At 69.6% G+C, this 26,322-nt stretch carries 20 protein-coding genes; 15 read left to right on the plus strand and 5 right to left on the minus strand.

The genetic code is table 11. The features are described 5' to 3' along the window. The first annotated feature begins 41 nt into the window (after positions 1–41). Positions 42–1,399 (plus strand): IS3 family transposase gene (locus tag BM070_RS16390; RefSeq protein ID WP_245785156.1). Its coding sequence is split into 2 segments (ribosomal slippage): positions 42–519 and positions 519–1,399, totalling 1,359 coding nucleotides; the frame shifts between segments, so codons are not numbered across the junction. Between the two features lie 170 nt (positions 1,400–1,569). Continuing rightward, positions 1,570–3,324 carry a hypothetical protein gene (locus BM070_RS16395; protein ID WP_092940419.1) on the plus strand — a complete coding sequence of 585 codons (1,755 nt, stop codon included), beginning with the start codon at positions 1,570–1,572 and terminating at the stop codon, positions 3,322–3,324. A 277-nt stretch (positions 3,325–3,601) separates the two neighbouring features. Here BM070_RS16395 and yihG read toward each other — a convergent pair whose 3' ends face one another. Genes yihG through thiD form a run of 3 tightly spaced genes read right to left on the minus strand, consistent with a single transcriptional unit; the run spans position 3,602 to position 6,762 of the window. Then, positions 3,602–4,498 (minus strand): 1-acylglycerol-3-phosphate O-acyltransferase, YihG family, encoded by an 897-nt coding sequence (gene yihG / locus BM070_RS16400; RefSeq protein ID WP_092940420.1) that lies wholly within the window; start codon positions 4,496–4,498, stop codon positions 3,602–3,604. Position 4,499: 1 nt separating this feature from the next. After that, positions 4,500–5,813 (minus strand): glutamate-1-semialdehyde 2,1-aminomutase, encoded by a 1,314-nt coding sequence (gene hemL, locus BM070_RS16405; RefSeq protein ID WP_092940421.1) that lies wholly within the window; start codon positions 5,811–5,813, stop codon positions 4,500–4,502. Continuing rightward, positions 5,797–6,762: a bifunctional hydroxymethylpyrimidine kinase/phosphomethylpyrimidine kinase gene (gene thiD / locus BM070_RS16410; protein ID WP_175518527.1), complete on the minus strand. Its 966-nt coding sequence runs from the start codon at positions 6,760–6,762 to the stop codon at positions 5,797–5,799. The genes hemL and thiD overlap by 17 nt, the downstream gene beginning before the upstream one ends. A 99-nt stretch (positions 6,763–6,861) precedes the next feature. On the opposite strand from thiD, the gene BM070_RS16415 reads away from it, so the two are divergent. The 6 genes from BM070_RS16415 to BM070_RS16440 are packed head-to-tail and all read left to right on the plus strand — an operon-like array spanning position 6,862 to position 16,815. Beyond that, positions 6,862–7,035, plus strand: a complete 174-nt coding sequence (locus BM070_RS16415; protein ID WP_092940422.1) for a rubredoxin — start codon at positions 6,862–6,864, stop codon at positions 7,033–7,035. A 51-nt stretch (positions 7,036–7,086) separates the two neighbouring features. Then, positions 7,087–7,494, plus strand: a complete 408-nt coding sequence (locus BM070_RS16420; RefSeq protein WP_092940423.1) for a response regulator — start codon at positions 7,087–7,089, stop codon at positions 7,492–7,494. Then, positions 7,494–7,859, plus strand: coding sequence for a response regulator (locus BM070_RS16425; RefSeq protein WP_092940424.1), 366 nt, complete (start codon positions 7,494–7,496; stop codon positions 7,857–7,859). The genes BM070_RS16420 and BM070_RS16425 overlap by 1 nt, the downstream gene beginning before the upstream one ends. A 52-nt stretch (positions 7,860–7,911) precedes the next feature. Further along, complete coding sequence (locus tag BM070_RS16430; protein ID WP_092940425.1) at positions 7,912–8,439, plus strand: chemotaxis protein CheW; 528 nt, start codon at positions 7,912–7,914, stop codon at positions 8,437–8,439. Positions 8,440–8,479: 40 nt separating this feature from the next. Next, positions 8,480–10,747, plus strand: a complete 2,268-nt coding sequence (locus tag BM070_RS16435) for a methyl-accepting chemotaxis protein (RefSeq protein WP_092940426.1) — start codon at positions 8,480–8,482, stop codon at positions 10,745–10,747. Between the two features lie 59 nt (positions 10,748–10,806). Next, positions 10,807–16,815 carry a FimL-related protein gene (locus BM070_RS16440; protein WP_092940427.1) on the plus strand — a complete coding sequence of 2,003 codons (6,009 nt, stop codon included), beginning with the start codon at positions 10,807–10,809 and terminating at the stop codon, positions 16,813–16,815. Between the two features lie 52 nt (positions 16,816–16,867). Here BM070_RS16440 and BM070_RS16445 read toward each other — a convergent pair whose 3' ends face one another. Then, complete coding sequence (locus tag BM070_RS16445) at positions 16,868–18,340, minus strand: cryptochrome/photolyase family protein (RefSeq protein WP_092940428.1); 1,473 nt, start codon at positions 18,338–18,340, stop codon at positions 16,868–16,870. 22 nt (positions 18,341–18,362) lie between these two features. Between BM070_RS16445 and BM070_RS16450 the strand changes: the two genes are divergently transcribed. The 6 genes from BM070_RS16450 to BM070_RS16475 all read left to right on the plus strand — a co-directional run bounded on the left by BM070_RS16450 (position 18,363) and on the right by BM070_RS16475 (position 23,153). Then, positions 18,363–18,980 carry a YqgE/AlgH family protein gene (locus tag BM070_RS16450; protein WP_092940429.1) on the plus strand — a complete coding sequence of 206 codons (618 nt, stop codon included), beginning with the start codon at positions 18,363–18,365 and terminating at the stop codon, positions 18,978–18,980. After that, positions 18,977–19,417, plus strand: a complete 441-nt coding sequence (gene ruvX / locus BM070_RS16455; RefSeq protein WP_092940430.1) for a Holliday junction resolvase RuvX — start codon at positions 18,977–18,979, stop codon at positions 19,415–19,417. The genes BM070_RS16450 and ruvX overlap by 4 nt, the downstream gene beginning before the upstream one ends. Beyond that, positions 19,414–19,965, plus strand: a complete 552-nt coding sequence (gene pyrR, locus BM070_RS16460) for a bifunctional pyr operon transcriptional regulator/uracil phosphoribosyltransferase PyrR (protein WP_092940431.1) — start codon at positions 19,414–19,416, stop codon at positions 19,963–19,965. The genes ruvX and pyrR overlap by 4 nt, the downstream gene beginning before the upstream one ends. Before the next feature lie 2 nt (positions 19,966–19,967). Then, on the plus strand, positions 19,968–20,930 hold the full coding sequence (locus tag BM070_RS16465; protein ID WP_092940432.1) for an aspartate carbamoyltransferase catalytic subunit: 963 nt from the start codon (positions 19,968–19,970) through the stop codon (positions 20,928–20,930). A gap of 67 nt (positions 20,931–20,997) precedes the next feature. Further along, the gene (locus BM070_RS16470) at positions 20,998–22,299 is read left to right on the plus strand and encodes a dihydroorotase (RefSeq protein WP_092940433.1); all 1,302 of its coding nucleotides are present in this window, start codon (positions 20,998–21,000) and stop codon (positions 22,297–22,299) included. Between the two features lie 113 nt (positions 22,300–22,412). Further along, complete coding sequence (locus BM070_RS16475) at positions 22,413–23,153, plus strand: lysophospholipid acyltransferase family protein (protein ID WP_092940434.1); 741 nt, start codon at positions 22,413–22,415, stop codon at positions 23,151–23,153. 122 nt (positions 23,154–23,275) lie between these two features. On the opposite strand, the gene BM070_RS16480 is transcribed toward BM070_RS16475, so the two are convergent. Further along, positions 23,276–24,343 (minus strand): ABC transporter ATP-binding protein, encoded by a 1,068-nt coding sequence (locus BM070_RS16480; RefSeq protein WP_092940435.1) that lies wholly within the window; start codon positions 24,341–24,343, stop codon positions 23,276–23,278. A gap of 147 nt (positions 24,344–24,490) precedes the next feature. Between BM070_RS16480 and BM070_RS16485 the strand changes: the two genes are divergently transcribed. After that, the gene (locus BM070_RS16485) at positions 24,491–26,122 is read left to right on the plus strand and encodes an ABC transporter permease (RefSeq protein ID WP_092940436.1); all 1,632 of its coding nucleotides are present in this window, start codon (positions 24,491–24,493) and stop codon (positions 26,120–26,122) included. Positions 26,123–26,322: the final 200 nt, after the last annotated feature.

The raw sequence follows: 26,322 nt of genomic DNA on the forward strand, positions 1-26,322 counted from the left end.
TGAACTGACCCCCAGAAGTTGGATGAACTTCAAGGGGTTTCATGAAGAGGTACGAAGTGGAGTTCAAGCTGGAAGTTGTCCAGAGCTTCTTGGAAGGCGAAGGCGGCGCGAAGCTTTTGGCTCGGCGGTGGTCGGTTCCCGAGGAGAAGATCCGCACTTGGGTGAGCCATTACCGTCTCCACGGCATCGACGGCTTGAGCCCCAAGCGCAGCGCGTACAGTGCGCAGTTCAAGCTGCAGGTGCTGGCTCATCAGGATCGCGAGCAGCTTTCCAGCCGTCAGGTCGCGGCGATCTATGACATTCGCAATCCAAACCAGGTCGTGGTCTGGCGACGCAATCTCGATCAAGGCCGCTGGCAAGCGCGCGAGAGGGGGAAAGAAGAGCAGCCCAAGATGAAGCCAGAACGGCGCTCTGCAGCACCGTCGAGCACGGTCGTTGCCGATGCGGAGAGAACCTTGCGGGAAGAGAACGAACGACTGCGCGCGGAGGTCGCGTACCTAAAAAAATTGCAGGCCTTAATTCGGTCGAAGAGGTCAGCTGCGCCGACAAAGCGCGCCTGATTGCCGGGTTGAGGCATGACCATAAGTTGGCGGACCTGTTGCACATAGCGGGCCTGCCGCGCAGCACGTTCTACTACCAATGCCAGGCGACCCAGCACGCCGACCAGCAACGCGCAGTGGAAGCCAGAATCCGCACCATTTACGACGAGCACAAGGGCCGCTACGGATACCGACGCATCACTGCGGTGCTGTGCAATTCAATGGCAGAACCGGTCAACCACAAGTGCGTGCAGCGTCTGATGCAGAAGATGGGGCTGCGCGCGTTGATTCGGGCGAAGAAGAGATCTCGGCATGTTCCGGGCATGAGCGATGAGCACGTGCCCAACGTTCTGCAGCGCGACTTCTGTGCGACCGCCCCGAACCAGAAGTGGGCGACCGATGTCACCGAGTTCAATGTGAGCGGCCACAAGCTCTACCTGTCGGCCTGTATGGACCTGTACAACGGCGAGATCGTCGCGTACCGCATGGCAAGGCGTCCGGTCTTCGAGATGGTTTCCAGCATGCTTGAAGCCGCGCTCTCACGGGCCAGTTGCGTCACCAACCTGATCGTGCACTCCGACCAAGGCTGGCACTACAAGATGCAGCCCTACCGAGCAATGCTCGCGCGACGCGGAGTCAAGCAAAGCATGAGCCGCAAAGGCAACTGCCTCGACAACGCGGCAATTGAAAGCTTCTTCGGCACTCTGAAGGCCGAGTATTTCCATCTCGAAAGGCCCGACAGCGTTGATGCGCTCGAAGCGGGCGTGCATGATTACGTCAACTACTACAACCACGAGCGCATCAAGCTCGGGCTGCAGGGGCTCAGTCCGGTGGGGTACCGATTGAGAAGCTCCGCCTGATCGGCGGAATCGTGACCGTCCAACTTCTGGGGGGCAGTTCAAAACCGGGGCGATTCACTTTCCAGGCGGCCAAGCGGGCTTGGGATGAGCGGGACCGCAGGATGGGAAGGTCCCCACCATCCAAGAAAGAATTAAAAGACTACTGGTGAACCCCTTATTTCGAGACAAAAATGAACCGCGATTTCCTTGCCGAATTTCCAATACCGTCACATCTCCTCCCGGCCAAGCTGCAGGCGCTGTTGACTCCCGTTGGACTAATTCCTACCGAGATGGTCGAGGTCAGCAGCCGTTTCGACTCGGACCCCGCCGTGAAGCCCAGGGAATATGCGTACATGGCAATGGCTGTGGTTCCAGAGGGGGCCGCCGCAGATTGCCTGAGCAATCTGCGAGGTACGGTACTGGTGGCGGAGTCCAAGCCCGTCCTGCGCGAGAAGGGCAATGTCGAGAATTTCGCCCCCTGCCTCGCCGGGCAGGACTACATCGTGGCCTCTTGGGGAAGTGGCTCGTCATACACCTACAACTTGGCCGAGAAGGTGTGGATGGCTCTGGGGCTCGTTCCGAGATGCCTCGGAAACACGGAGCAGCGACTGGCCTACGACGACTTGAGCCTTCCCAGTTTCGACGTCGCAGACGGTGACGTTTCGGCCGAATTCCACTGGGAGGCGTCCCGAAACATCCGCTGGCGCATGCGCAATGACTACTTGCGCAGGTACCTCTGGCTGCGCGGCGCCGTGGGTGTTCGGTGCTTCTACTACCAAGGGACTGTGGAGGACCGCGCGGAAATCCGAGGGCTGATGGGTGGCAAAGCTCACGTTTGCATCGGCGCAAGAGATTCCTGGTTCGAAGTGGATATTCGAGAGCACGACGGCAGATTGGTGCTCCAGGTGTGGGCCGCTGTGGTCGCGGTCGCCTGCGAGCGAAGCGCCGAGCCCAGCGCGGAGGGCCTTGTTTGGCCAGGCATTGCAGACCCCGTGACCAGTGACCGCGCCAACGCCTGGCTGGCCAGTCCAACGGTATACCTTGACGACAGATTCTTGGAGCGCTACGAACAGAATCTGTACTACGGCTCGCTGCCGCTCTACTACGGACAATGGCTGTGCAACCCTTCGTACCGGGGTCAGTGGGCCTTTTCGGACTGCCGGCGGGCCGGCCGAAACATCATTGAGGTCCCGCTGCGGGAGATCTACAAGCCGAAGCCTGACTCGGAAATCCTGCATGCCCATGCGTTTGCGATAACGCCAGAGGAAGCTCAGGCGCGCGGACTGGACGGCGAGCACGTTGCCAACAAGACTCACAGGCTGCTCCAACAATTGCTCGACCTGGGCGACAACCTTTCCAAGCTTGGGCATGTCGCCGGCATTGAGAAATCGCCGGCAGATTGGGTGGGGTTCGACCGTGCCAAACTGGACTATTACGGCTGGACCGCATACGGCCAGTTGGGCCGGCTCGCGCAGGTGGCTCCGCTGCAGATGACCCAGCAGGCGTTCTTGTCACGGTGCAAGAGCTTGCACGAGATTTGGCAACGAATTCCTGACGGTCTTCTTCGGCAATTGCTGCATGCGGCGGGCGTGCCGAAGGACCCGTCGAAGGGTCTCAAGAGCCTGAAGCTTCTAGAGGCCTTGCTGAATGTCACGCAGCGAATGGGCGCCCAGCAGGAGAGAGTTGATTCCTTGTTGTCCAAGGAAGCCCCAGAGGGCTGGTCCGAGCGAAACCCGAACATGGCCCCCCTGTTCCTGAACAACGATTTGCGCATCGCGGATGCTCATGAGGCTGTCAGCGAAGCGATCAAGACGCTCGAGAAAATGGGATTTGAGGTCGCCAGCCTGAAAGCCGGCTATGGCCTTGCCTTGGACTTCGTTTTTGATGGAGTGATTCGAGCGTTCGAATCGGTCAATCAGGCTCTAGGGAGCTTGCTCTCTCGGTAGGCCGGGGCTCCGTATTACGGAACATTACGGAACTTGTCCGTAACGGCGTCTTTTCGTTGCGGCAGCGCGACGCCCTGCTAATTTTCTCTTCGAGCCACTTTGATTTCACCTAAGTCTTTGATTTGGAGGGACTTTGGCCATCTGCTCGATAACACCCACACCCAAAAAGAAAGCGGCCTGAGGGCCGCTTTCTTTTTGGGGGGAACCGGGGGCTGGTGGTGGTCTGGAGCTTTCAAGCCGAAAAGGCCTACAGCCCTTGATCCATCAGCGCCAGATGCTATGGTTTTTGATGTGGCTCTACAGCAGGGTCGGCAGGGGAGGCGGTGGGGCCGGTGCCCAGCCAGGTATCCAGCCGCGCGTCCTTCTCGCGCCACAGCCCGTCCAGCCATTCCTGCATGGCATTGCGCGCGCCGGCCCGCGAGGGGGCGCCGGGCACCGGGCGCCGCTCGACGTGCACGATGACGCGGCCCAGGCGGCCCGCCAGGGCGTCGGAGAAGCTGGGCACGCCGTCGGGGTAGGCGATGGTCACGTCCAGCACCGAATCCAGCTGGTCGTGCAGGGTCTGCAGCGCGGTGGCCATGCCACCGTACTTGGGCACCAGCAGGTGGCGGTAGGGCGATGCCTGCTCGGCATGCTTTTCGGGCGTGAAGCGCGTGCCTTCGGCGAAGTTCATCACGGCCGTGGGCATGCGGCGGAACTTCTCGCACGCGGCCTTGGCGGCGCGCAGGTCCTGCCGGGCGCTGGCGCCGCCGCTGCTGCGGCGCATGAACGGGAAGTCCAGCGCCCACCAGGCCAGGCCGATCACCGGCACGTAGATCAGCTCGTACTTGAGGAAGAACTTCAGGAGCGGAATGCGCCGGTTGAAGACGCGCTGCATCACGAGGATGTCCACCCAGCTCTGGTGGTTGCAGGTGACGAGGTACCAGTGGCGCGGGCTCAAGCCCTCCAGGCCCGACACCTGCCAGCGCGCGGGGTTGGCCGCGCGGATCCAGAGGTTGTTGATGCCGATCCACAGCTCGGCCAGGGCGGCCAGCACGCGGTCGGTCACGCGCCGCACGGGCGCGAAGGGCAGCACCAGCTTGGCCAGTGCGAAGGGCATCATCAGCGAGAAGCAGCCCACGGTATTGAGCGCCAGCACCAGGCCGCACGCCACCATCTTCAGCAAGGCGAACATCTCAGGAGCGGGCCCAGGTCTGGAAGACTTCGGCCGCCGCGGCGACGGTCGCGGCGATGTCTTCGTCGGTGTGCGCCGCGCTCACGAAGCCGGCCTCGTACAGCGCCGGGGCGATGTAGATGCCGCGGTCGAGCAGGCCGTGGAAGAGGGCGTTGAAGCGCGCCCCGTCGGTGGTCATCACCGTCGGGTAGTTCTGCGGCAGCTCGGGCAGCAGGAAGAAGCCGAACATGCCGCCTTCGCTGTCGGCGCTGAAGGGCACGCCCGCCGCCTGCGCGGCCTGGGCCAGGCCCTGCACGAGCGAGCGGGTGCGCGCGCCCAGCGCTTCATAGAAGCCGGGCTTGGCGATCTCGCGCAGCGTGGCCAGGCCGCAGGCGGTGGCCACCGGGTTGCCCGAGAGCGTGCCGGCCTGATAGACCGGGCCCAGCGGCGCCAGCTGTTCCATGACCGCGCGCGGGCCGCCGAAGGCCGCCAGCGGCATGCCGCCGCCGATCACCTTGCCGAGCACGGTGATGTCGGGCTTGAAGCCGGGGATGGCCTGGGCGTAGAGGCTCTGCGCGCTGCCCAGGGCCACGCGGAAGCCGGTCATCACCTCGTCGAACACCAGCATCGCGCCGTGCTGGGTGCAGAGCTCGCGGCAGCGGCGCATGAAGGGCACGCTCGCGCGCACGAAGTTCATGTTGCCGGCGATGGGCTCGATCATCAGCCCGGCGATCTCGCTGCCGTGCAGCGCGAAGGCCTCTTCGAGCTGGGCGATGTCGTTGTATTCGAGCACCAGGGTGTGCTGCACCACTTCGGGCGGCACGCCCGCGCTGGTGGCATGGCCGAAGGTGGCCAGGCCCGAGCCGGCCTTGACCAGCAGCGCGTCGGCATGGCCGTGGTAGCAGCCGTTGAACTTGATGATCTTGCTGCGGCCGGTGGCGCCGCGCGCCAGGCGGATGGCGCTCATGCCGGCCTCGGTGCCGGAGCTGACCAAGCGGATCATCTCCATGGAAGGCACGTGGCGCAGGATCTCTTCGGCCAGATCGACCTCGCGCTCGGTGGGCGCGCCGAAGCTGAAGCCGTCCAGCGCGGCCTTCTGCACGGCCTCCAGCACGGCCGGGTGGCCGTGGCCCAGGATCATGGGACCCCAGGAGCCGATGTAGTCGATGAAACGCTGGCCGTTGGCGTCCCAGAAATAGGCGCCCTGTGCGCGCTGCACGAAGCGGGGCGTGCCGCCCACGGCGCGGAAGGCGCGCACGGGCGAGTTGACGCCGCCGGGGATGAGCGCCTTGGCGCGCTCGAAGAGGGGAAGGTTCAGGTCAGTGCTGGGTGTCATGAGGGGGCATCACGAAGCCATCGGTGGCCGTGGGATCTTGCGGCGGCTCGTCATCGCTGGGGCCGTCGTCGTCTTCATCGTCGGGCTGGGCCCAGAACATGCGGTCGGGCAGCACGTGGCCCATGCCGGGGCGAAAGCCCGCGTCCAGGCAGCTGTCCAGATAGGAAAGCGCCTCGGCCGTGGCTTCGGCCAGGTCGTCGCCGCTGGCGATCAGGGCGGTGAGCGCGGCCGAGAGGGTTTCACCGGCGCCAGAGAAGGTGGCCTCGAAGCGCTCGAAGCGCGCGGAGCTGAGCACGGCCTGGGGCGAGGCGAGCACGTTGTCGATGAACTGGTCGGGCGCCGGAATGCCCGTGACCAGCACATAGGGCACGCCCATGGCGGATGCGGCCATGGCCAGGTCGCGCGCGGAAGGGGCCCGCTCGTTGCCCCAGTCGGGCAGCAGCCAGCGCCGCAGCGTGCTGTAGTTGCCCACCAGCACCGAGGTCTGCGGCAGCAGCAGTTCCTGGAAGGCGTCGAGGTACTGGTCGATCAGGTCGTCGCGCCACCACGAGAGGTTGGGCATGTAGGCGATGACCGGCACGTCGGCATAGTCGGAGGCCACCTCGGCGATGGCGCTGAGGTTCTCCGGGCTGCCCGCGAAGCCGACCTTGATGGCCTGCACCGGCATGTCTTCCAGCACGGCACGGGCCTGCTCGGCGACGGCTTCGTCGTCGAAGGCGTAGTGGTCGAAGATCTCGGCCGTGTCGCGGGCATAGGCGCCGGTCACGACGGCTACCGGGTGGCCGCCGACCGATGCGATGGTGGCGATGTCGGCCGTGAGGCCGCCTGCGCCGCTCGGGTCGCTGGCATTGAAGACCAGCACGCACACGGGGGCGAAGGCGTCCTCGGCGTCCGCCGCCATGTCGGTGCCGGAGGCGGGATCGGGAGGGGGGGAGGTGTGGGTCGTCATGGGCCTGGCGCCGGCCTCAAGCCGAGGCACGAAAGCTGCATCCTGCGTCATAGTGGCTGGATACAATCGTTCCATTCTATGTGAACGCCTCTGTAACCCGTGACCGATCCCAAAACCTGGATGTGCCTGATTTGCGGATGGATCTATGACGAAGCGCAGGGAGCGCCCGAGCATGGCATCGCACCCGGCACCGCATGGGACGATGTGCCCATGAACTGGACCTGCCCCGAATGCGGCGCGCGCAAGGACGACTTCGAGATGGTCGCCATCTAGGCGCGAGCCCCTGGCCCCTGCCAGCGTTGGTTTTTTCATTCCCCTGGAGCAATGACATTGACTACGACGACAGGTAGCGCCTTCAAGGTGCTGGTGGTGGACGACAGCAACACCATCCGCCGCAGCGCCGAGATCTTCCTCAAGCAGGGCGGGCACGAGGTGCTGCTGGCCGACGACGGCTTCGACGCCCTCGCCAAGGTCAACGACCATCAGCCCCAGCTGATCTTCTGCGACATCCTCATGCCCAAGCTGGATGGCTACCAGACCTGCGCCATCATCAAGCGCAACGCCCGTTTCGCCGATATTCCCGTGGTGATGCTCTCCTCCAAGGACGGGGTCTTCGACAAGGCCCGCGGCCGGATGGTGGGCTGCCAGGACTACCTCACCAAACCTTTCACCAAGGACCAGCTGCTGCAAGCCGTGCAGCAGTTCGGTCATGCCCAACCAGGAGCCTTGTAATGCCGATCCGGAAAGTGCTGGTCGTTGACGACTCGAAGACCGAGCTGATGTTCCTGACCGACCTGCTGCAGAAGAAGGGCATGCAGGTGCGGACCGCCGAGAACGCCGACGAGGCCTTCCGGCGCCTGGCCGAAGAGAAGCCCGACCTGATCCTGATGGACGTGGTCATGCCGGGCCAGAACGGCTTCCAGCTCACGCGCTCGATCTCGCGCGACCCGCAGTACGCCGACGTGCCCATCATCATGTGCACCAGCAAGAACCAGGAGACCGACCGCGTCTGGGGCATGCGCCAGGGCGCGCGCGGCTACATCACCAAGCCCGTCGATGCGGCAGAGCTGCAGGCCAAGATCGACGCGCTGAACTGACGCGGCGTGAAACCGACCGCCATGCCCTCCCAGACCGCCCGGCCCGCGCCCCATGGCCAATCGTGAAGCGCTGAGGGAGCTGCAGGCCCGCCTCGCCGCCCGGCTGCAGGCCGCGCGTGGCGAGGGCTCGGCCATTTCCTCGTGGCTGGCGGTCGAGTCGGCCGGGCTGCGCCTGCTGCTGCCGCTGGAGCAGGCGGGCGAGATATTCCCCTGGCGCGGCGTGCGCCCGGTGCCCTACACCCAGCCCTGGTTCCTCGGCGTCGCCAACCTGCGCGGCGTGCTGGTCGGCGTGGCGGACGTGGCGGCGCTGCTGGGCGCCCCCGGCCCCCGGAGCGATGCGGCGCTGGCCGAATCCAGCCTGCTGTCGCTGAACGCGGCGTTCGAGGTCAATGCCGCGCTGCTGGTCGAACGCCTGGCCGGCCTGCGCGGGCCCGACGCCTTCGTCGCGTCCGAGCCGCCGGCCGCCGGCGCGCCGCCCTATCTCGGCCCCTGCCATATCGACGCCCAGGGCGGGCGCTGGCAGGTGCTCGATCTCCAGGCCCTGTCGCAGCACCCTGCGTTCCTCGGCATCAGTGTCTGAGCGCCTGCGGGCGCGATTCGTTTTTCACCAAGGCCGTCTCATGTCCGTCGTCAACCTGTTTGGAAAGCTGTTCAACCGCAAGCCTGCGGAGCCCGAGGCGCTGGACCTCTCCCCGGCGCAGGGCGGGCACGGTGCCGCCAACGTGCGCCAGGGCGGCGGCGCCGTGCTGGACGGGCTGAGCAGCCTGCAGGGCGAGCCGGAGGGCCCGGCCGCCGGCCCCGAGCTGGACGACGCCGAGGGTGACCTCATCACGCTGCCCGTGCTCGGCCGTGCCACCGCTGCGCGCCACCAGCGCCGCCTGCTGATCATGCTGGCCGCCGGCCTCGTGGTGCTGGCGCTCATCGCCGGCTGGGTGCTGCGGCAGGCCGACCGGTCCGCCCAGCAGCTGGCGGCCACCGGCCAGTCGCTGATGCAGTCGCAGCGGCTCGCCAAGTCGGTGTCGCAGGCGCTGGTGGGCAGCCCGCAGGCCTTCCCGGACGTGGCCGAAAGCTCCGGCGTGCTCTCGCGCAACGTGCGCGCCCTGAACGGCGGCGACGCCGAGCTGGGCGTGCAGGCCCTGGGCCAGGGCTATAAGAGCGAGCTGGAGGCCGTGACCACGCTGGCCGAGCGGGCCGAACACAACGCCGCCGTGGTGATGGCGCAGCAGAAGACGCTGACCCAGGTGGGCGACGCGCTGCGCACCATCAACCGCCAGTCCTCCGACCTGCTGGAGATCGCCGAGACCATCGCCTCGCTCAAGCTGCAGCAGAACGCATCGGCGGCCGAGATTTCCGCCGCGGGCCAGCTGGTCATGCTCACGCAGCGCATCGGCAAGTCGGCCAACGAATTCCAGACCATGGAGGGCGTGAGCCCCGAGGCCGTGTTCCTGCTGGGCAAGGATCTGAACTCCTTCAAGGACATCGCCCAGGGCATGCTGGACGGCAGCGCCGAGCAGCGCCTGCCCCCCACACGCGACGCCCAGACGCGCGAGCAGCTCGACAAGCTCATCAAGCTCTACGAGCAGACCCGCGTGCGGGCCGGCGCCATCCTGAGCAACCTGCAGGGCCTGGTCTCGGCGCGCGAGGCGCAGACCTCGATCATCGCGGACAGCGAGCCCCTGCGCCGCCAGCTGGAGGCGCTGCAGGCGAGCCTGTCGGCCCAGACCGGCCTGGGCGCCGGCCAGTTCGCCGCGCTGGCGGTGGCCGGCCTCTTCGTGCTGCTGTGCGGCATCGGCATCTCGCGGGTGCAGCTGATGGACAGCCGCTCGCGCCAGACCTCGGCCGAGGCGCTGCAGCAGGACGCCAAGCGCCAGGAGCAGGAAGCCAAGCGCGTGAACGACGCCAACCAGGCGGCCATCCTGCGGCTGATGAACGAGCTGCAGTCGGTGGCCGAGGGCGACCTGACGCAGGAAGCCACCGTGACCGAGGACATCACCGGCGCCATCGCCGACTCGGTCAACTACACCGTCGAAGAACTGCGCCAGCTGGTGGGCAGCGTGCAGAAGACGGCGGCCCGCGTGGCCCAGACCACGGCGCAGGTGGACAGCACCTCCACCGAGCTGCTGGCCGCGTCCACCGAGCAGCTGCGCGAGATCCGCGAGACCGGCAAGTCGGTGCTGGACATGGCCACGCGCATCAACGACGTTTCCAGCCAGGCGCAGGAATCCGCCTCCGTGGCGCGCCAGTCGCTGCAGGCCGCCGACTCGGGCCTGCAGGCCGTGCAGAACGCCATCGGCGGCATGAACTCGATCCGCGACCAGATCCAGGACACCTCCAAGCGCATCAAGCGCCTGGGCGAGTCGTCGCAGGAGATCGGCGAAATCACCGAACTGATCTCGGACATCACCGAGCAGACCAACGTGCTGGCGCTCAACGCCGCCATCCAGGCCGCATCGGCCGGCGAGGCGGGCCGGGGCTTCTCGGTGGTGGCCGAAGAAGTGCAGCGCCTGGCCGAACGTTCGGCCGACGCCACGCGCCAGATCTCGGCGCTGGTGAAGGCCATCCAGACCGACACGCAGGATGCGGTGGCCGCCATGGAGCGCTCCACGCAGGGCGTGGTCGAAGGCGCGCGCCTGTCCGATTCCGCCGGCACCGCGCTCACCGAGATCGACCGCGTGTCGCGGCGCCTCGCCGAGCTGATCGAGCAGATCTCGTCCTCCGCCTCGCGCGAAGCCGAGCTCGCCAACGAGGTGGCCGGCAACATCCAGCACATCTTCGCCGTGACCGAGCAGACCGGCGAGGGCACGCGCACCACGGCCCAGCAGGTGCGCGAGCTCTCGCAGATCGCTGAAGAGCTGCGCCAGTCGGTGTCGCGCTTCAAGATCGGCTGAGCCGCCTTTCCGCCCACCCTCCGACCCACCACTGGCTCCAGGCAGCCGGAGACGAACTCATGCCATTCATGGACGCCGCACACGCATCCGCCGCCGAAGGGGCGCCGCCGCCCGAGCAGGACCTGGGGCCGCTCGCCTGGGTCCACGAAGAGCTGCGCAAGTCGCTCGACGGCGCGCTCAAGTCGCTGCGCCGCTTCGTGCGCGAGGCCGCCGTGGCCCGCGAATCCGATCTGGCTGCGCTCGACTCCAGCGCGCTGCGCATGGCGCGCCAGCAGCTGCACCAGGCCAGCGGCGCGCTGGAGATGGTCGGCATGGCCGCGCCCGCGCTGGTGCTGCGGTCGATGGAAGCCGCCGTGCAGAAGTTCGTGCAGCGCCCCGACCAGTGCGGCGAAGAGGCCGTCGCCGTGCTGGAGCGTGCGAGCTTCGCCCTGGTCGAATACCTGGAACTGGTGCTGGCCGGCAAGCCGGCCTCGCCGGTGGCGCTCTTTCCCCAATACCGCGACGTGCAGGCGCTGACGGGCGCCGAACGCGTGCATCCGGCCGACCTCTGGCCCGTGGAGCGCGAGCTGCGCGAGCCCGAGATGCCGCTGCCCGAAGCGCCGCTGCCCTACGGCCCCGCGGCCCGCGCCCGCCTCGACAGCGCCGTGCTGCGCATCGTCAAGCATGGCGATGCGGCAGCGGCCGGCCAGATGCGCGATGTCTGCCTGGGCCTGGCCGCCGCCAATGCCGAGCGCGAGCCGCGCACCTTCTGGAAGCTCTGCGCCGGCTTCTTCGACGCCTTCGCCGCCGGGCTTTTGCCGACCGATGTGTACGTCAAGCGCGTCGCCTCGCGGGTGCTGATGCAGTACGCCTCCCTCGCCAAGGGCGATGCGGCCATCGCCGACCGGCTGGTGCAGGACCTGCTCTTCTTCTGTGCCCAGGCCCGCGTGCCCGCAGGCGATGCCGCCGGCGCCACGCCGCTGCATGCCGTGCGGCAGACGTTCGGCCAGCAGGCGGCGACGCCGGTCGATTACGAGCAGCCGCGCTTCGGCCGCCACGACCCGGCCGTGCTGGCGCAGGCCCGGCGGCGCATCGCGGCGACGGCGGAGACCTGGTCCGCCTTGGCCGGCGGCGACCGCAGCAAGCACAAGCCGGCGGCCGACCAGTTCGGCCTGGTCTGCGATTCCCTCGCCCGCCTGTACCCGGGCAGCGAAGCGCTGGCGGGCGCGCTGACCCGCGCGGTCGAGACCGCCGGCCGCGCCGGCGGCGTGCCGCCGCCCGATCTGGCGATGGAAGTCGCCACCTCGGTGCTCTACCTGCAGGCCGCCTTCGAGGAGCCCGACACCGCGCAGGCGCACTTGGCCGAGCGCGGCGCGGAGCTGGCCCAGCGCCTGGACCATGTGGCGGCCGGCGGCGAGCCCGCGCCGCTGGAAGCGTGGATGGAGGAGCTCTACCGCCGCGTCAGCGACCACCAGACCATGGGCAGCGTGGTGGGCGAGCTGCGTGCCTCCCTGGCCGAGACCGAAAAGGCCATGGACCAGTTCTTCCGCCAGCCCGAAGACCTGTCCTCGCTCACGCCCGTGCCCGACCGGCTGGCGCAGATGCGCGGCGTGCTGTCGGTGCTGGGGCTGGACCAGGCCTCGCTGGCCGCGCTGCGCATGCGCGACACGGTGGAACGGCTGCTGGCCGGCCAGGTGGCAGAGGCCGAGCGGCCCGCGCTGTTCGAGAAGCTCGGCAACAGCCTGGGCGCGCTGGGCTTTCTGATCGACATGCTGGGCTACCAGCGCTCCATGGCGCGCAAGCTCTTCGTCTATGACGAGGTGCAGGGCGAACTGCGCCTGCGCATGGGCCGTGCCCGCGAACTCGCCCACCGCGCGCGGCAGGCACAGGAGCAGGAACGCGCGCCGGAACCGGCACCGCAGCCGGCACCGGCGGCAGAGCCGGCAGCGGTGCCGCCCGAGGCACTTGCCGAAGAAATTCCCGCCGCCGTCGCCGCCGAACCGGAGCCGGCCCCGGTGCCTGCGCAGGCGGCGGAGCCTGAGCAGGAAACTCCCACGCCCGCCGAGCCCGGCTTCACTCTGGACCTGGACGCGCTGGACTTCCCGGCCGAGCAGGGCGCGGCCGAATCCCTGGCCGCCGCCGTGCCGCTGGCGCCCGAGCCGCTGCCCCCGGCGCAACCCCTGCCCGACGCGGACGACGAAGACCAGGAGCTGCTGGACATCTTCCTCGACGAGGCGCGCGAAGTCGTCGCCACCGGCCTCGCCGCCGTGCAGAGCCTGCGCGCCGCACCGGGCGACCTGAGCGAGCAGACCACGCTGCGCCGCGCCTTCCACACCCTCAAGGGCAGTTCGCGCATGGTCGGCCTGGCGCTGTTCGGCGATGCCGCCTGGGCGATGGAGCAGGCCCTGAACGCCTGGCTGGCCGAACAGAAGCCCGCGCCGGCCGACCTGCTGGACCTGTCCGAACAAAGCCTGCAGGCCTTCGGCCGCTGGGCCGACGCCATCGCCGCAGGCGACGACAGCGGCTGGCAGGCCCAGCCTTTCGTGGATGCCGCCAGCGCGCTGCGCGCGGGCCAGACGCCGGAGCCCTTGCGGGTCCCGGGTGCAGAAGGCCTGCCCGCAGCCGCACCGGAGCCCTCGAGCGGCGATCTGCCCGCTTCGGCCGAGGAGCACGCCGCCGATACCGAGGCGGAAGCCCTGGCCGTGGACGAAGAGGGCGGCCTGCCGTCTGCCGAGGCCGCGCCTGTGGACGATGCCGAGGCCTTGCCCGCGCAGGAGATCGACTTCGCCGACTTCATGCAGGCCGTCGAAGCGTCGGATGCCGCAGAGGCAGCGCAGGCCCCCGATCCGGCGGGCGAGCCGGCCGCGGCTGATGTGGAGGCCGACGCCGACGCCGCCGTCGCTGGCACATCCGAAGCGGAAGCCCTCCCGCCAGCCAGCCAAGAGCCGGAGCCGCTCGTCGCGCACGATACGGTTCCCACGCTGGATCTCGCCGACGTCGTGGAACTGGCTGAAGAGGCCGCCACCGAGCCCGAATCGCCGGTGGCCGCCGAAGCATGTCAGGCAGACGAGGCACTGCCTCCCGAACTGCCCGCGCCCGAAGACGTGCCTGCTGCGGTGGAGTCCTCGGAGCCCCTGGAGCCGCCCGCTGCGCAGGAATCCGAAGAACTTGCGGAAACCCTGGAGCCCGCGCCGTCCGACGAGGCCGTCAAGGTCATCGGCACGCTGCGCATCGGCATACCGCTCTACAACGTCTATCTGAACGAGGCCGACGAGTGGTCGCGCCGGCTGTCCACCGCGCTGCAGGAATGGTCGCTGGAGCTGCACGAGCCGCTGCCCGACATGGCGGTGGCGCTGGCGCATTCGCTGGCCGGCAGCTCGGCGACCGTGGGTTTCTCCGCGCTGTCCGAGATGGCGCGCACGCTGGAGCATGCGCTCGAACACGTGCGCTGGCAGCCGCACGGCGTGCCCGAGCAGGCCGCCACGTTCGTCGCCACGGCCGAGGACATCCGCCGCCTGCTGCACCAGTTCGCGGCCGGTTTCCTCAAGGAACCGAACCCGCAGCTGATGGACGAGCTGCGCGCCATCCTGCACACCGAGGCGGAGATGGCGTCCGCGGATTCCGGCGCCGAGCCGGAGGCGCCCGAGGCGGCCTGGGCGGAGCAGGAGCCGCAGGAAGGCCTTGCCGACGCTCCGCCGCCCCCGGCGCCTTCCACCGCGCAGGACATCGACGACGAGATCGATGCGCGCGACGTGATCGACCCCGACCTCTTTCCCATCTTCGAGGAAGAGGCCGCAGAGCTGCTGCCCGGCCTGGGTGCGGCGCTGCGCCAGTGGGTGGCGCGGCCGGGCAACCTGGGGGCCCGCAACGAGCTGCTGCGCGGCCTGCACACGCTCAAGGGCAGTGCGCGGCTGGCCGGCGCCATGCGGCTGGGCGCGATGGCGCACCGCATGGAGTCGGCGGTCGAGCAGATCGATGCCGAGGCCCCGCGCAGCGAAGACATCGAGCCGCTGCTGACGCACCTGGACGGCCTGCAGGCCGGCTTCAACGCGCTGCGCGCACGCGGTGCGCAGCCGCCGCAGCCCGAACCTTCCAGCGCCGCCGCTGCACCGCAGGCGGCCAGGGATGCGGCCACCGAGCCGGCGGCTGAGGGCTTGCCCGCAGCGCCCGCCCCGCGCAGCACGCCACCCGCTGCCATGCCGCCCCGCGCCGCAGGCCCCACTGTGCGGGTGCGCGCGCAGCTGCTCGACCGGCTGGTCAACCAGGCGGGCGAGGTGATGATCGCCCGCTCGCGGCTGGATGCGCGCGTGGGCCAGATGCGGACCTCGCTGGGCGAGCTGTCGGGCAACCTGGAGCGGCTGCGCCAGCAGCTGCGCGACATCGAGGTGCAGGCGGAGACGCAGATGCAGTCGCGCCTGGCGCTTTCCAAGGACGCGGGCGCAGGCTTCGACCCGCTGGAGTTCGACCGCTTCACCCGCGTGCAGGAACTCACCCGCATGATGGCCGAGTCGGTCAACGACGTGGCCACCGTGCAGCGCAACCTGCAGCGCACCGTCGAGGCCGCCGAGGACGACCTGATCGCCCAGGGCCGCCAGGCCCGCGAGCTGCAGCGCGACCTGCTGCGCACGCGCATGGTGGAGTTCGACGGCATCGCCGAGCGGCTCTACGCCGTGGTGCGCCAGGCCTCCAAGGAAGCGGGCAAGCAGATCAAGCTCGACATCGAGGGCGGCTCCATCGAGATGGACCGGGGCGTGCTCGACCGCATGGCGCCGGCTTTCGAGCACCTGCTGCGCAACAGCGTGGCGCACGGCATCGAGCCGCCCGAGCAGCGCGTGGCCGCAGGCAAGCCGGCCGTTGGCCGCATCGCCATCGCGCTGCGCCAGGAGGGCAACGACGTCGCGGTGGATTTCAGCGACGACGGCGCAGGCCTCGATCTGGAGCGCATCCGCGCCCGGGCCGTGGCGCAGGGGCTGATGGCCGAAGGCGCCGAGCTGGCGCCCGGCGCGGCCGCCCAGCTCATCTTCCAGCCGGGCTTTTCCACCGCCGCCGGGCTGACCGAGCTTTCCGGCCGGGGCATCGGCATGGACGTGGTGCGCTCGGAGGTGCAGGCCCTGGGCGGCCGCATCGAGACGCAGTCGCGCACCGGCGAGGGCACGTCGTTCCGCATGGTGCTGCCGCTCACCACCGCCGTCACGCAGGTGGTGATGCTGCGCGCCGGCCACCAGACCATCGGCGTGCCGGCCAGCCTGGTGGAGATCGTGCGCCGCACCACCGCGGCGGAGCTGGATGCGAGCTACGCGGGCAGCCAGTTCCATGACGGCGTGGAATCCATCCCGTTCTTCTGGCTCGGCGCGCTGCTGCAGTCGTCGCCGCGCAGCGGCGAGCCCGGCAGCAAGACCCGGCCGGTGGTGGTGCTGCGCAGCGCGGCGCAGCGCATCGCCATGCATGTGGACGAGGTGCTGGGCAACCAGGAAGTGGTGGTGAAGAACCTGGGGCCGCAGCTCTCGCGCCTGCCGGGGCTGGCCGGCATGTCGGTGCTGGCCTCCGGCGCGGTGGTGCTGATCTACAACCCGGTGGCGCTGGCCACCGTGTATGGCGACCAGGCGCGGGCCCTGGCCCAGGCGGGTGGCGAGCCTGCCGGTGCGGCCTCGGCGGGCGGCATCGCCGAGCTGGCCGCGCCGGCTGCGGGCAGTGCGGGCGTGCCGCTGGTGCTGGTGGTGGATGACTCCATCACCGTGCGCCGCGTCACCCAGCGGCTGCTGCAGCGCGAGGGCTACCGCGTGGCGCTGGCCTCCGACGGCCTGCAGGCGCTGGAGCGGCTGCAGCAGGAGCGGCCGGCGCTGGTGCTCTCCGACATCGAGATGCCGCGCATGGACGGCTTCGACCTGGCGCGCAACATCCGCGGCGATGCGCTGCTGCGCGACCTGCCCATCGTGATGATCACCTCGCGCATCGCGCGCAAGCACCGCGAGCATGCGATGGAGCTGGGCGTGAACCACTACCTGGGCAAGCCCTATTCCGACGAGGAGCTGCTGGGCCTGGTGGAGCACTACGCCCGCAAGGCCGAGCTGACGCAGGAAGAGGCCTGAGCGTGCGCCCCCCGGTGCTGCCGGGCCGGCGCCTGCTGCGCATCGCGCTGCGTCAGTCGGCCTTCTTCACCACCGCGTAGCGCGCCAGAGTGCGCTGGCGGGCCTCGTCGTGGTCCACCACGGGGCGGGGGTAGTCCTCGCCCAGCGTCACGCCGGCCGCCTGCAGCTCGAGCGGGCGGGCCAGCCAGGGCGCGTGCAGCGCCGCGTCGGGCAGCTTGGCCAGCTGCGGCAGGTAGCGGCGGATGAAGCGGCCCTCGGGGTCGAACTTGCGGCTCTGGCTCACCGGATTGAAGATGCGGAAGTAGGGCTGCGCATCGCATCCGCTGGAGCTGGCCCACTGCCAGCCGCCGTTGTTGGCCGAGAGGTCGAAGTCGTTGAGCTTCTCGGCGAAGTAGCGCTCGCCCCGGCGCCAGTCCACGCCCAGGTCCTTGGCGAGAAAGCTCGCCACCACCATGCGCAGGCGGTTGTGCATGTAGCCGGTCTGGTTGATCTGGGCCATGGCGGCATCGACCAGCGGGTAGCCGGTGCGGCCTTCGCACCAGGCGGCGAAGAGCGCGTCGGCATGGGCGCCGCTGTCCCATTCGATGGCGTCGTAGGCGGGCTTGAAGCTGGCGCCGCCCGCGATCTGCGGGTGGTGCGCCAGCACCTGGAAATAAAAATCGCGCCAGATGAGTTCGCTGAGCCAGGTGGCGGCGCCCGCGCTGCCCCGGGCGCTGCGTTCGTGCGCCAGCCGCGCGGCCTGGCGGATCGAGAGCGTGCCGAAGCGCAGATGCACGCTGAGGTAGCTCGGGCCCTTCACGGCGGGGAAGTCGCGGGCTTCGTCGTAGGCGTCGATGCGTTCGAGGAAATCGTCCAGCAGCTGCTGCGCGCCCTGCATGCCGGTGGGCAGGCGCAGCTGCGCGAGGCCGGTGGGCTCGAAGCCCAGCGCGTTCAGCGAATGCACGGGCCGGCGCAGCCCCTCGGGGCGCGGCGCCAGGCGGCGGGCGCGGGGCTCCACCGGGTAGGCGCTCAGGTAGAAGTCGTCGATCTTGCGCAGCCAGGCGTTCTTGTAGGGCGTGAACACGGTGTAGGGCGTGCCGCTCTGGGTCAGCACCTCGCCGCGCTCGAACACCGTGTGGTCCTTGAAGGTGAGCAGCCGGATGCCCAGGGCCAGCAGCACGGAGCGCACGTGCTCGTCGCGCTCCAGCGCCTGGGGTTCGTCGTCGTGGTTGGCGAAGACGGCCTGCACGCCCAGCTGGCGCGCCAGCGCGGGCAGCTCGTCGCGCGCCAGGCCGTGGCAGGCGATGAGGCCGCCGTGCGCGTCGCCGGAGAGCTCGCGCAGGGAGGCGTCCAGCTCCACCAGCGATTCGCGGATGAATTCCACCCGCCGGTCGGCGCGGGGCAGGGGATCCAGGATTTCGGTGTCGAAGACGAAGGCGCAATGCACCTGCTGGCACTGGCGCAGCGCATGGTGCAGCGCCGCGTGGTCCGTGGAGCGCAGGTCGCGCCGGAACCAGACCAGGCCGGAAGAAAAAGTGGGTGCCATGTTCACCGTTTAAAATTGCCGAATGCCTGCCGATTCTGCGCCCATGAACCTGACGCACCATTTCCTGATCGCCATGCCCGGCCTGGAAGATGCGTCTTTCTCGCGCAGCGTGGTCTATGTGTGCGAACACAGCGAACGCGGAGCCCTCGGGCTCATCATCAACAAGCCCACCGACATCAGTCTGCGGGGTCTTTTCGACAAGGTCGATCTGCCGCTGCAGCGCGAAGACCTCACCCAGCAGCCGGTCTTCCAGGGCGGCCCGGTGCAGACCGAGCGCGGCTTCGTGCTGCACGAGCCCGTGGTCGCGTCCTCGTCCGAGACGGGCGAGGGCGTCGAGGCCGACGAATCCATCTATGCCTCCACCATGGCCATTCCGGGCGGGCTGGAGATGACCACCTCCAAGGACGTGCTCGAAGCCATGTCCACCGGCGCCGGCCCGCGCCGCGTGCTGGTCACGCTGGGCTATTCGTCCTGGGCGCAGGGCCAGCTCGAATCCGAGGTGGCCGAGAACAGCTGGCTGACCGTGGGGGCCGATCTGTCGGTCATCTTCGACACGCCCGTGGACCAGCGCTACGACCGCGCCATGGCCCTGCTGGGCCTGCAGTCGTGGATGCTCTCGCCCGAGGCGGGGCACGCATGAGCGGCTCTTCCGCAGCCCCCGCATCCCCTTCCGCATCGCAGGCCGTTCCCGCGCATTTCCAGTCCTTCCTGGCGCTTGACCTGGGGCTCAAGCGCAGCGGCGTGGCCGTGGGCAATCGCATGCTGCGCACCGCCACGCCGCAGGCCACGATCCGCGCCGAGGGCGATGCCCGCTTCGCCCACGTGGCCGAGCGCATCCGCGAATGGCAGCCCGATGCGCTGGTGATCGGCGTGCCTTACCACCCCGATGGCGCGAGCCACGAGAACACGGCCCGCGCCCTGAAGTTCGCGCGCCAGCTGCGCGGGCGCTTCGGCCTGCCGGTGTTCGAGGTGGACGAGCGCTACAGCACCACCGAGGCCCATGCCGCCGGCGCCCGCGACGCCGATGCCGCGTCGGCCTGCATCATCCTGGAACAGTTTTTGAGGAATCTTCCATGAGCGCTCCCCCGTCCCCTTCTTCCACGCCCCACGCCGCGGGCACGCTGGCGCTCGACGCCGAAGCGCTATATGCCGAGCTGCTGCGCGGCGTGCGTGCGCTGCGCACCGGGCGCACGCACCTGGCGGGCATCGCCTCGGGCGGCGCCTGGCTGGCCGAGCGGCTGCAGAAGGACCTGGGCCTGCCCGGCGAACCCGGCGTGCTGTCCTCGGCCATGCACCGCGACGACTTCTCGCAGCGCGGCATGTCGGTGAGCGCGCAGACCGCGCTGCCCTTCGAGGTGAGCGGCGCCGACATCCTGGTGCTGGACGATGTGCTCTACACCGGCCGCACCATCCGCGCCGTGCTCAACGAGCTGTTCGACTACGGTCGCCCCGCCAGCGTACGGCTGGCGGTGCTGGTGGACCGCGGCGGGCGCGAGCTGCCGGTGCAGGCGGACTTCGCCGCCGCCCGCGTGGCGCTGCCGGCCACCCAGTCGCTGGCCCTGGCCCGCACCGAGGCCGGCGCTTTCCATTTCGACGTCAAAGCAGTGAACATCCAAGAGGCCTGACGGTGCTGTACAAGCGCAACCCCCAACTCAACTCCAACGGCGAGCTGATCCATCTGCTCTCCATCGAGGGCCTGCCCAAGAGCATCCTCACCCACATCCTCGACACCGCTGCCAACTTCGTCAGCGTGAACGACCGCGAGGTGAAGAAGGTGCCGCTGCTGCGCGGCAAGAGCGTGTTCAACCTGTTCTTCGAGAACAGCACCCGCACGCGCACCACCTTCGAGATCGCGGCCAAGCGCCTGTCGGCCGACGTGATCAACCTGGACATCGCGCGCTCCTCGGCCAGCAAGGGCGAGTCGCTGCTCGACACCATCGCCAACCTCTCGGCCATGGCGGCGGACCTCTTCGTGGTGCGGCACAGCGAATCGGGAGCGCCCTACCTGATCGCGCAGCACGTGGCGCCCCATGTGCACGTCATCAACGCGGGCGACGGACGGCATGCGCACCCCACGCAGGGGCTGCTCGACATGTACACCATCCGCCACTACAAGAAGGACTTCTCCAACCTCACGGTGGCCATCGTGGGCGACGTGCTGCATTCGCGCGTGGCGCGCTCGGACATCCACGGCCTCACCACCCTGGGCTGCCCCGAGGTGCGCGTGGTGGGCCCGCGCACGCTGGTGCCCAGCGACCTTTCCCACATGGGTGTGCGCGTGTGCCACACGCTGGAAGAGGGCATCAAGGATGCCGACGTGGTCATCATGCTGCGCCTGCAGAACGAGCGCATGAGCGGCGCGCTGCTGCCGTCCAGCCAGGAATACTTCAAGAGCTTCGGCCTCACGCCCGAGAAGCTGCGGCTGGCCAAGCCCGACGCCATCGTCATGCACCCCGGCCCGATCAACCGCGGCGTGGAGATCGACTCCGCCGTGGTGGACGGCAAGCAGAGCGTGATCCTGCCGCAGGTCACCTTCGGCATCGCCGTGCGCATGGCCGTGATGTCCATCGTCGCCGGTAACGAGGCTTGATTGCTATAAAGAAAATAGCTGCCAGCGCGCATCCAGAAAGCGCTGGCGGTTCATTGGGCTTGAAATCATGAAGATACTGATCCAGAACGGCCGCGTGATCGATCCGGCCAGCGGTTTCGACCAGACCTGCGACATCGCGCTGGCGGCCGGCCGCATCATCGCGCTGGGCCGCGCGCCGCGCGACTTCGCGCCCAACCGCGTGATCGACGCCAGCGGCTGCCTGGTGGTGCCCGGCCTGGTGGACCTGGCCGCGCGCCTGCGCGAGCCCGGCTACGAACACGAGGGCATGCTCGAATCCGAAATGGCCGCGGCCGTGGCCGGCGGCGTGACCAGCCTGGTCTGCCCGCCCGACACCGACCCGGTGCTGGACGAGCCGGGCCTGGTGGAAATGCTCAAGTTCCGCGCCGAGAAGCTGCACCAGTCGCGGCTCTTTCCGCTGGGCGCGCTCACGCGGGGCCTGGCCGGCGAGGTGCTGACCGAGATGGCCGAACTCACCGAATCGGGCTGCGTCGGCTTCAGCCAGGCCGAAGAGGCGCTGCAGAGCACGCAGGTGCTGCAGCGCGCCCTGCAGTACGCCGCCACCTTCGGCTACACCGTGTGGCTGCGCCCGCAGGAGATGTACCTGGGCCGGGGCGTGGCCGCCAGCGGGCCGCTCGCCACGCGGCTGGGCCTCTCGGGCATTCCCGTCGCGGCCGAGACCATCGCGCTGCACACCATCTTCGAGCTGCTCAAGACCACCGGCGCGCGCGTCCACCTCTGCCGCCTCTCCAGCGCGGCGGGCGTCGAGCTGGTGCGCCAGGCCAAGGCCGCAGGCCTGAAGGTGACGGCCGACGTGAGCATCAATTCGCTGATGTTCACCGACACCGACATCGGCTTCTTCGACAGCCGCGCGCGCCTCTCGCCACCGCTGCGCCAGCAGCGCGACCGCGATGCGCTGCTGGCCGGCCTGGCCGACGGCACCCTCGACGCGCTGGTCTCCGACCACACGCCGGTCGATGAAGACGCCAAGGTGCTGCCCTTCGCCGAGGCCGAGCCCGGCGCCACCGGCCTGGAGCTGCTCCTGAGCGTGGCCCTCAAGTGGTCGCACGACGCCGGCGTGCCGCTGGCGCGCGCGCTGGGCGTGGTCACCGCCGAGCCGGCCCGCGTGCTGGGCAGCGCCCTGGGCACGCTGCAGGCCAGCGTGGGCCAGATCGTGGAAGGCGGGGTGGCCGACCTCTGCGTGGTCGATGCCGAAGGCGCCTGGACGGTGGAAGCCGCCGCGCTGCGCAGCCAGGGCAAGCACACGCCCTTCTCGTCCTACGAGCTGCCGGGCCGCGTGCGCTGCACGCTGGTGGGCGGGCAGGTCGCGTTCGAGCGCCAGCCCGGCTGATCCCTTCCCGGGTGCGCTGTCCTGGCCGCACCCGGTGCGGTGCCGGGCCGGCGGCGCGCCACGGCTTCCTCGCTCCTGTCCGCTCCTCCGATTCCCTCCTTCGAGCCGCCACCATGAGACGCCAAGCCCGCGCCTGCCTGCGCCTTGCCCGCATGCTGACCCACATCGCCATCGGCCTGGGAACCGTGCTGCTGCGCTTTCGCGGCATGCCGGTCGAAGAGCAGCAGGCCCGCGTGCAGGCCTGGGCGCGCGAGATGCTGCGCCGCGCCGGCGTGCAGCTGCAGGTGCAGGGCACGCCGCCCGCGCACGGGCCGCTGCTGCTGGTGGCCAACCACATCTCCTGGCTCGACATTCCGGTGATGCATGCGGCGCGCCACTGCCGCTTCGTCTCCAAGTCCGACGTGCAGGGCTGGCCCGTGCTGGGCCGGCTGGCCACGGCGGCGGGCACGCTCTACATCGAACGCGAATCGCGCCGCGACGCGCTGCGCGTGGTCCACACCATGCGCGATGCGCTCGATCGCGGCGAGATCCTGGCCGTGTTCCCCGAAGGCACGACCAGCAACGGCATCGCGCTGCTGCCCTTCCACGCCAACCTGCTGCAGTCGGCCATCAGCGCCGATGCGCCCGTGCAGCCCGTGGGCCTGCGCTTCATCGACGGCCGCACCGGCGCGCCCAGCCAGGCCGCGAGCTATGTGGGCGACGAGACGCTGATCGGCTCGCTCTGGCGCACCCTCTGCGCCGACGGGCTGGTGGCGGTGGTGCACTACGGCGCGCCGCAGCAGGCCGCCGGCCGCGACCGCCGCACCTGGGCCGAAGACCTGCGCAGCGTGGTGGACGGGCTGCGGCGCAGTTGATGGGGCAGGGGCTGGCCGGCCTCCTGCGGTGGCCGGCAATCTGCTATTGAAAATATAGCTATCAGCCCTTGATCTGCCTGGGCTGGAGGCCTGAAAGCCTCACAACCCTCGATCCCGGCCGCTCAGCCCCGTGGAAACGTCACCACGTGCTGCACCTGCGGCCGGATGCCGATCCAGTCGCCCACCGCATGGTCGTGGTGGCTGGGCACATGGGCCATCACGCTGAGGCCGTTGGCCAGCTGCAGCGTGTAGAGGAATTCCGAGCCCCTGAACGCCTTGCGCACGATGCGCGCCTGCACCGGCGCATCGTCGTCGTGCACCACGTCGTCGGCGCGCAGCAGCACATCGCATTCGCCGCCCGGGTAGGCGCCGGGCAGGGGGCATTCCTCCAGGTCCGCCAGGTCACCCAGCGGCGTGCGGGCCACCACGCCGCCGCCGGGCTGGTGCTCCAGCGTGGCGGGCGCGAACACGCCGTGGCCGATGAAATCCGCCACGAAGCGCGTGGCCGGCCGGTGGTAGAGCGCATAGGCGGCATCCCACTGGTGCAGCGTGCCCGACTCCATCACGCCGATGCGGTCGCCGATGGCGAAGGCCTCCAGCTGGTCGTGCGTGACGAAGAGGGCCGTGGCGCCCGCGGCCTTCAGGATGCCGCGCACCTCGTGCGCGAGGCGCTCGCGCAGCTCCACGTCCAGGTTGGAAAAGGGTTCGTCCAGCAGCATCAGCTGCGGGCGCGGCGCCAGCGCCCGGGCCAGCGCCACGCGCTGCTGCTGCCCGCCCGAGAGCTCGTGCGGAAAGCGCCCGGCGCTGCCTTCCAGGCCCACCAGGCGCAGCACCTCATCGACGCGCGCGGCCTGCTCGGCCCGCGCCAGGCGGTGGATGCCGAAGGCCACGTTGCGGCCCACGCTCAGGTGCGGGAAAAGGGCGTAGTCCTGGAACACCATGCCGATGCGGCGCTCTTCGGGCGGCACGCTGCGGCCGGCGCTGCCCACCACCGCGCCGCTCAGGCGGATCTCGCCGCCCGCCACCGGCTCCAGCCCCGCCACGGCGCGAAGCAGCGTGGTCTTGCCGCAGCCCGAGGGGCCGATCAGCACGCCGATCTCGCCCGCCGCCAGGCCCAGGCTCACGCCGCGCACGGCGGCCTGTGCGCGGCCGGCATAGCGCACTTGCAGTTGGGAGACTTCCAGGAACATGCAGGGGATTCTAGAAGGCATGGATGCGTAGAATTCGCATTCTCAGCGCCGCCGCGGTGGCTTGCCGCCTGGCGGGCCTGCTGTACCCCGCCCCGGGCCGCGCCTGCGGCTTCCGCCATCTTCCCCATCGCTTCACCGGCCCGCTCCTTGGCTCCGCTCCGCTCCGCACTGCGCTCCCTGCCGCTCATCGCCCTCGCCGCGCTGCTCACCCTGCCGGTGCTGGCCGTGCTGGGCGCATGGCTGCCCTGGGGGGCGGGCGGCGAGGCGGCCGGTGCCATCCTGCGCGAGATGGCTGCCACCGTGCTGCCGGGCTACGTCGCCACCACGCTGTGGCTGGGCCTGGCCGTGGCGCTGGGCGCGGCGGTGGTGGGCACGGCCACGGCGGCAGCCGTCACGCTGTTCGACTTCCGTGGCCGGCGCAGCATGGAGTGGCTGCTGCTCCTGCCCCTCGCCATGCCGGCCTATGTGACGGCCTATGCTTACACCGACTTCCTGCAGTTCAGCGGCCCGCTGCAGGTGTGGCTGCGCGCGAGCTTCGGGCTCGAAGGGCGGCTCCTGCCCGAGGTGCGCAGCCTGGGCGGCGCGGTGTGGGTGTTCATCTTCTCGCTCTACCCCTATGTCTATCTGCTGGCGCGCACCGCGCTGGGCGAGCGTGCCGCGCACCTGATGGAGGCCGCGCGCCTGCTGGGCGCGCCGCTGGCCCGCCGCATCCGCATGGTGGCGCTGCCGCTGGCGCGCCCGGCCGTGGCGGCGGGCGTGGCGCTGGTGCTGATGGAGACGCTGGCCGACTTCGGCGTGGCCAGCTACTTCGGCATCCAGACCTTCACCACCGGCATCTACAAGGCCTGGCTGTCCATGGACAACCGGCTGGCCGCGGCGCAGCTGGCCACCATGCTGCTGGTGCTGGTCGTGGCGCTGCTGCAGCTGGAGCTGCGCGCCCAGCGCCGCATGCGCTTTGCCACCGGCAGCGCCGGGCGCGCCGGCTCGGCCGAGGCGCAGCCGCAACGCCTGCGGGGCTGGCGCTGCGCGGCGGCCTGGGTGGTCTGCCTGTTGCCGGTGCTCGCAGGCTTCGTGCTGCCGGTGGCCTTCATGCTGCGCCCGCTGGCGGCCGACTGGTCGGTGCTGCCCTGGGGGCGTTTCGTGGAATGGGCCGGCCACAGCGTGCGCCTGGGCGCCATCACCGCCGTGCTGGCCGTGGCCATCGCGCTGGCGCTGGCCTTCGCCGTGCGGCGCAGTCCCTCCGCGCTCACGCGTGGCGTGGTGCAGCTGGCCAGCCTGGGCTACGCCGTGCCGGGTGCGGTCATCGTCGTGGGCCTGCTGCTGCCCGTGGGCTGGCTGCAGGCGGCGGCGCCCGGCTGGGGGCTGCCCGCGCTCATCACCTCCACGGCCGTGGGCATCGTCTGGGCCTATCTGGTGCGCTTTTGCGCGGTGGCGCTGCAGTCGGTGCAAAGCGGCTATGCGCGCATTCCGCCCAGCCTGGACGATTCCGCCCGCATGCTGGGTGTGGGCAGCCTGGGGCTGATGCTGCGCGTGCATGCGCCGCTGCTCAAGCGCTCCACCGCGGCCGCGGCGCTGCTGGTCTTCGTCGATGTGATGAAGGAGCTGCCCGCCACCATGGTGCTGCGGCCCTTCAACAGCGACACCCTGGCCGTGGTCGCCTACCAGCTGGCGCGCGACGAGCGCCTGGGCGAAGCCGCGCTGCCTTCGCTGGCGCTGGTGGCCGTGGGGCTGGTGCCGGTGATGCTGCTCAGCCGCACGCTGCGCGGCGGCGGGCGTTGAGCTGAATCGATAGGTGCTGGCCGGGCGTGCGCCCGGCGCTCAGAACGTGTTTACGATCTCGCAGGGGATCGCGTTGGAGCGCAATCGGGATGAGTGGATGCCTCGGATGCGCCGCATGGACTCATGCCCATGCAAGCAGCCGGGGCGTCCAATCGCCCGATTTCGCTCCAACCCGAAGGGCAGCTACGTCGGCGGGCGGT

It is taken from the genome of Paracidovorax wautersii (assembly GCF_900113035.1).
Taxonomy (GTDB): domain Bacteria; phylum Pseudomonadota; class Gammaproteobacteria; order Burkholderiales; family Burkholderiaceae_C; genus Paracidovorax; species Paracidovorax wautersii.

Excerpts from the sequence above, each read along its gene's own strand:
- BM070_RS16395 (WP_092940419.1), top strand. The coding sequence starts at position 1,570 with ATGAACCGCGATTTCCTTGCCGAATTTCCAATACCGTCACATCTCCTC.
- yihG (WP_092940420.1), bottom strand. The coding sequence starts at position 4,498 with ATGTTCGCCTTGCTGAAGATGGTGGCGTGCGGCCTGGTGCTGGCGCTC.
- hemL (WP_092940421.1), bottom strand. The coding sequence starts at position 5,813 with ATGACACCCAGCACTGACCTGAACCTTCCCCTCTTCGAGCGCGCCAAG.
- thiD (WP_175518527.1), bottom strand. The coding sequence starts at position 6,762 with ATGACGACCCACACCTCCCCCCCTCCCGATCCCGCCTCCGGCACCGAC.
- BM070_RS16420 (WP_092940423.1), top strand. The coding sequence starts at position 7,087 with ATGACATTGACTACGACGACAGGTAGCGCCTTCAAGGTGCTGGTGGTG.
- BM070_RS16425 (WP_092940424.1), top strand. The coding sequence starts at position 7,494 with ATGCCGATCCGGAAAGTGCTGGTCGTTGACGACTCGAAGACCGAGCTG.
- BM070_RS16430 (WP_092940425.1), top strand. The coding sequence starts at position 7,912 with ATGGCCAATCGTGAAGCGCTGAGGGAGCTGCAGGCCCGCCTCGCCGCC.
- BM070_RS16435 (WP_092940426.1), top strand. The coding sequence starts at position 8,480 with ATGTCCGTCGTCAACCTGTTTGGAAAGCTGTTCAACCGCAAGCCTGCG.
- BM070_RS16440 (WP_092940427.1), top strand. The coding sequence starts at position 10,807 with ATGCCATTCATGGACGCCGCACACGCATCCGCCGCCGAAGGGGCGCCG.
- BM070_RS16445 (WP_092940428.1), bottom strand. The coding sequence starts at position 18,340 with ATGGCACCCACTTTTTCTTCCGGCCTGGTCTGGTTCCGGCGCGACCTG.
- BM070_RS16450 (WP_092940429.1), top strand. The coding sequence starts at position 18,363 with ATGCCTGCCGATTCTGCGCCCATGAACCTGACGCACCATTTCCTGATC.
- ruvX (WP_092940430.1), top strand. The coding sequence starts at position 18,977 with ATGAGCGGCTCTTCCGCAGCCCCCGCATCCCCTTCCGCATCGCAGGCC.
- pyrR (WP_092940431.1), top strand. The coding sequence starts at position 19,414 with ATGAGCGCTCCCCCGTCCCCTTCTTCCACGCCCCACGCCGCGGGCACG.
- BM070_RS16470 (WP_092940433.1), top strand. The coding sequence starts at position 20,998 with ATGAAGATACTGATCCAGAACGGCCGCGTGATCGATCCGGCCAGCGGT.
- BM070_RS16475 (WP_092940434.1), top strand. The coding sequence starts at position 22,413 with ATGAGACGCCAAGCCCGCGCCTGCCTGCGCCTTGCCCGCATGCTGACC.
- BM070_RS16480 (WP_092940435.1), bottom strand. The coding sequence starts at position 24,343 with ATGTTCCTGGAAGTCTCCCAACTGCAAGTGCGCTATGCCGGCCGCGCA.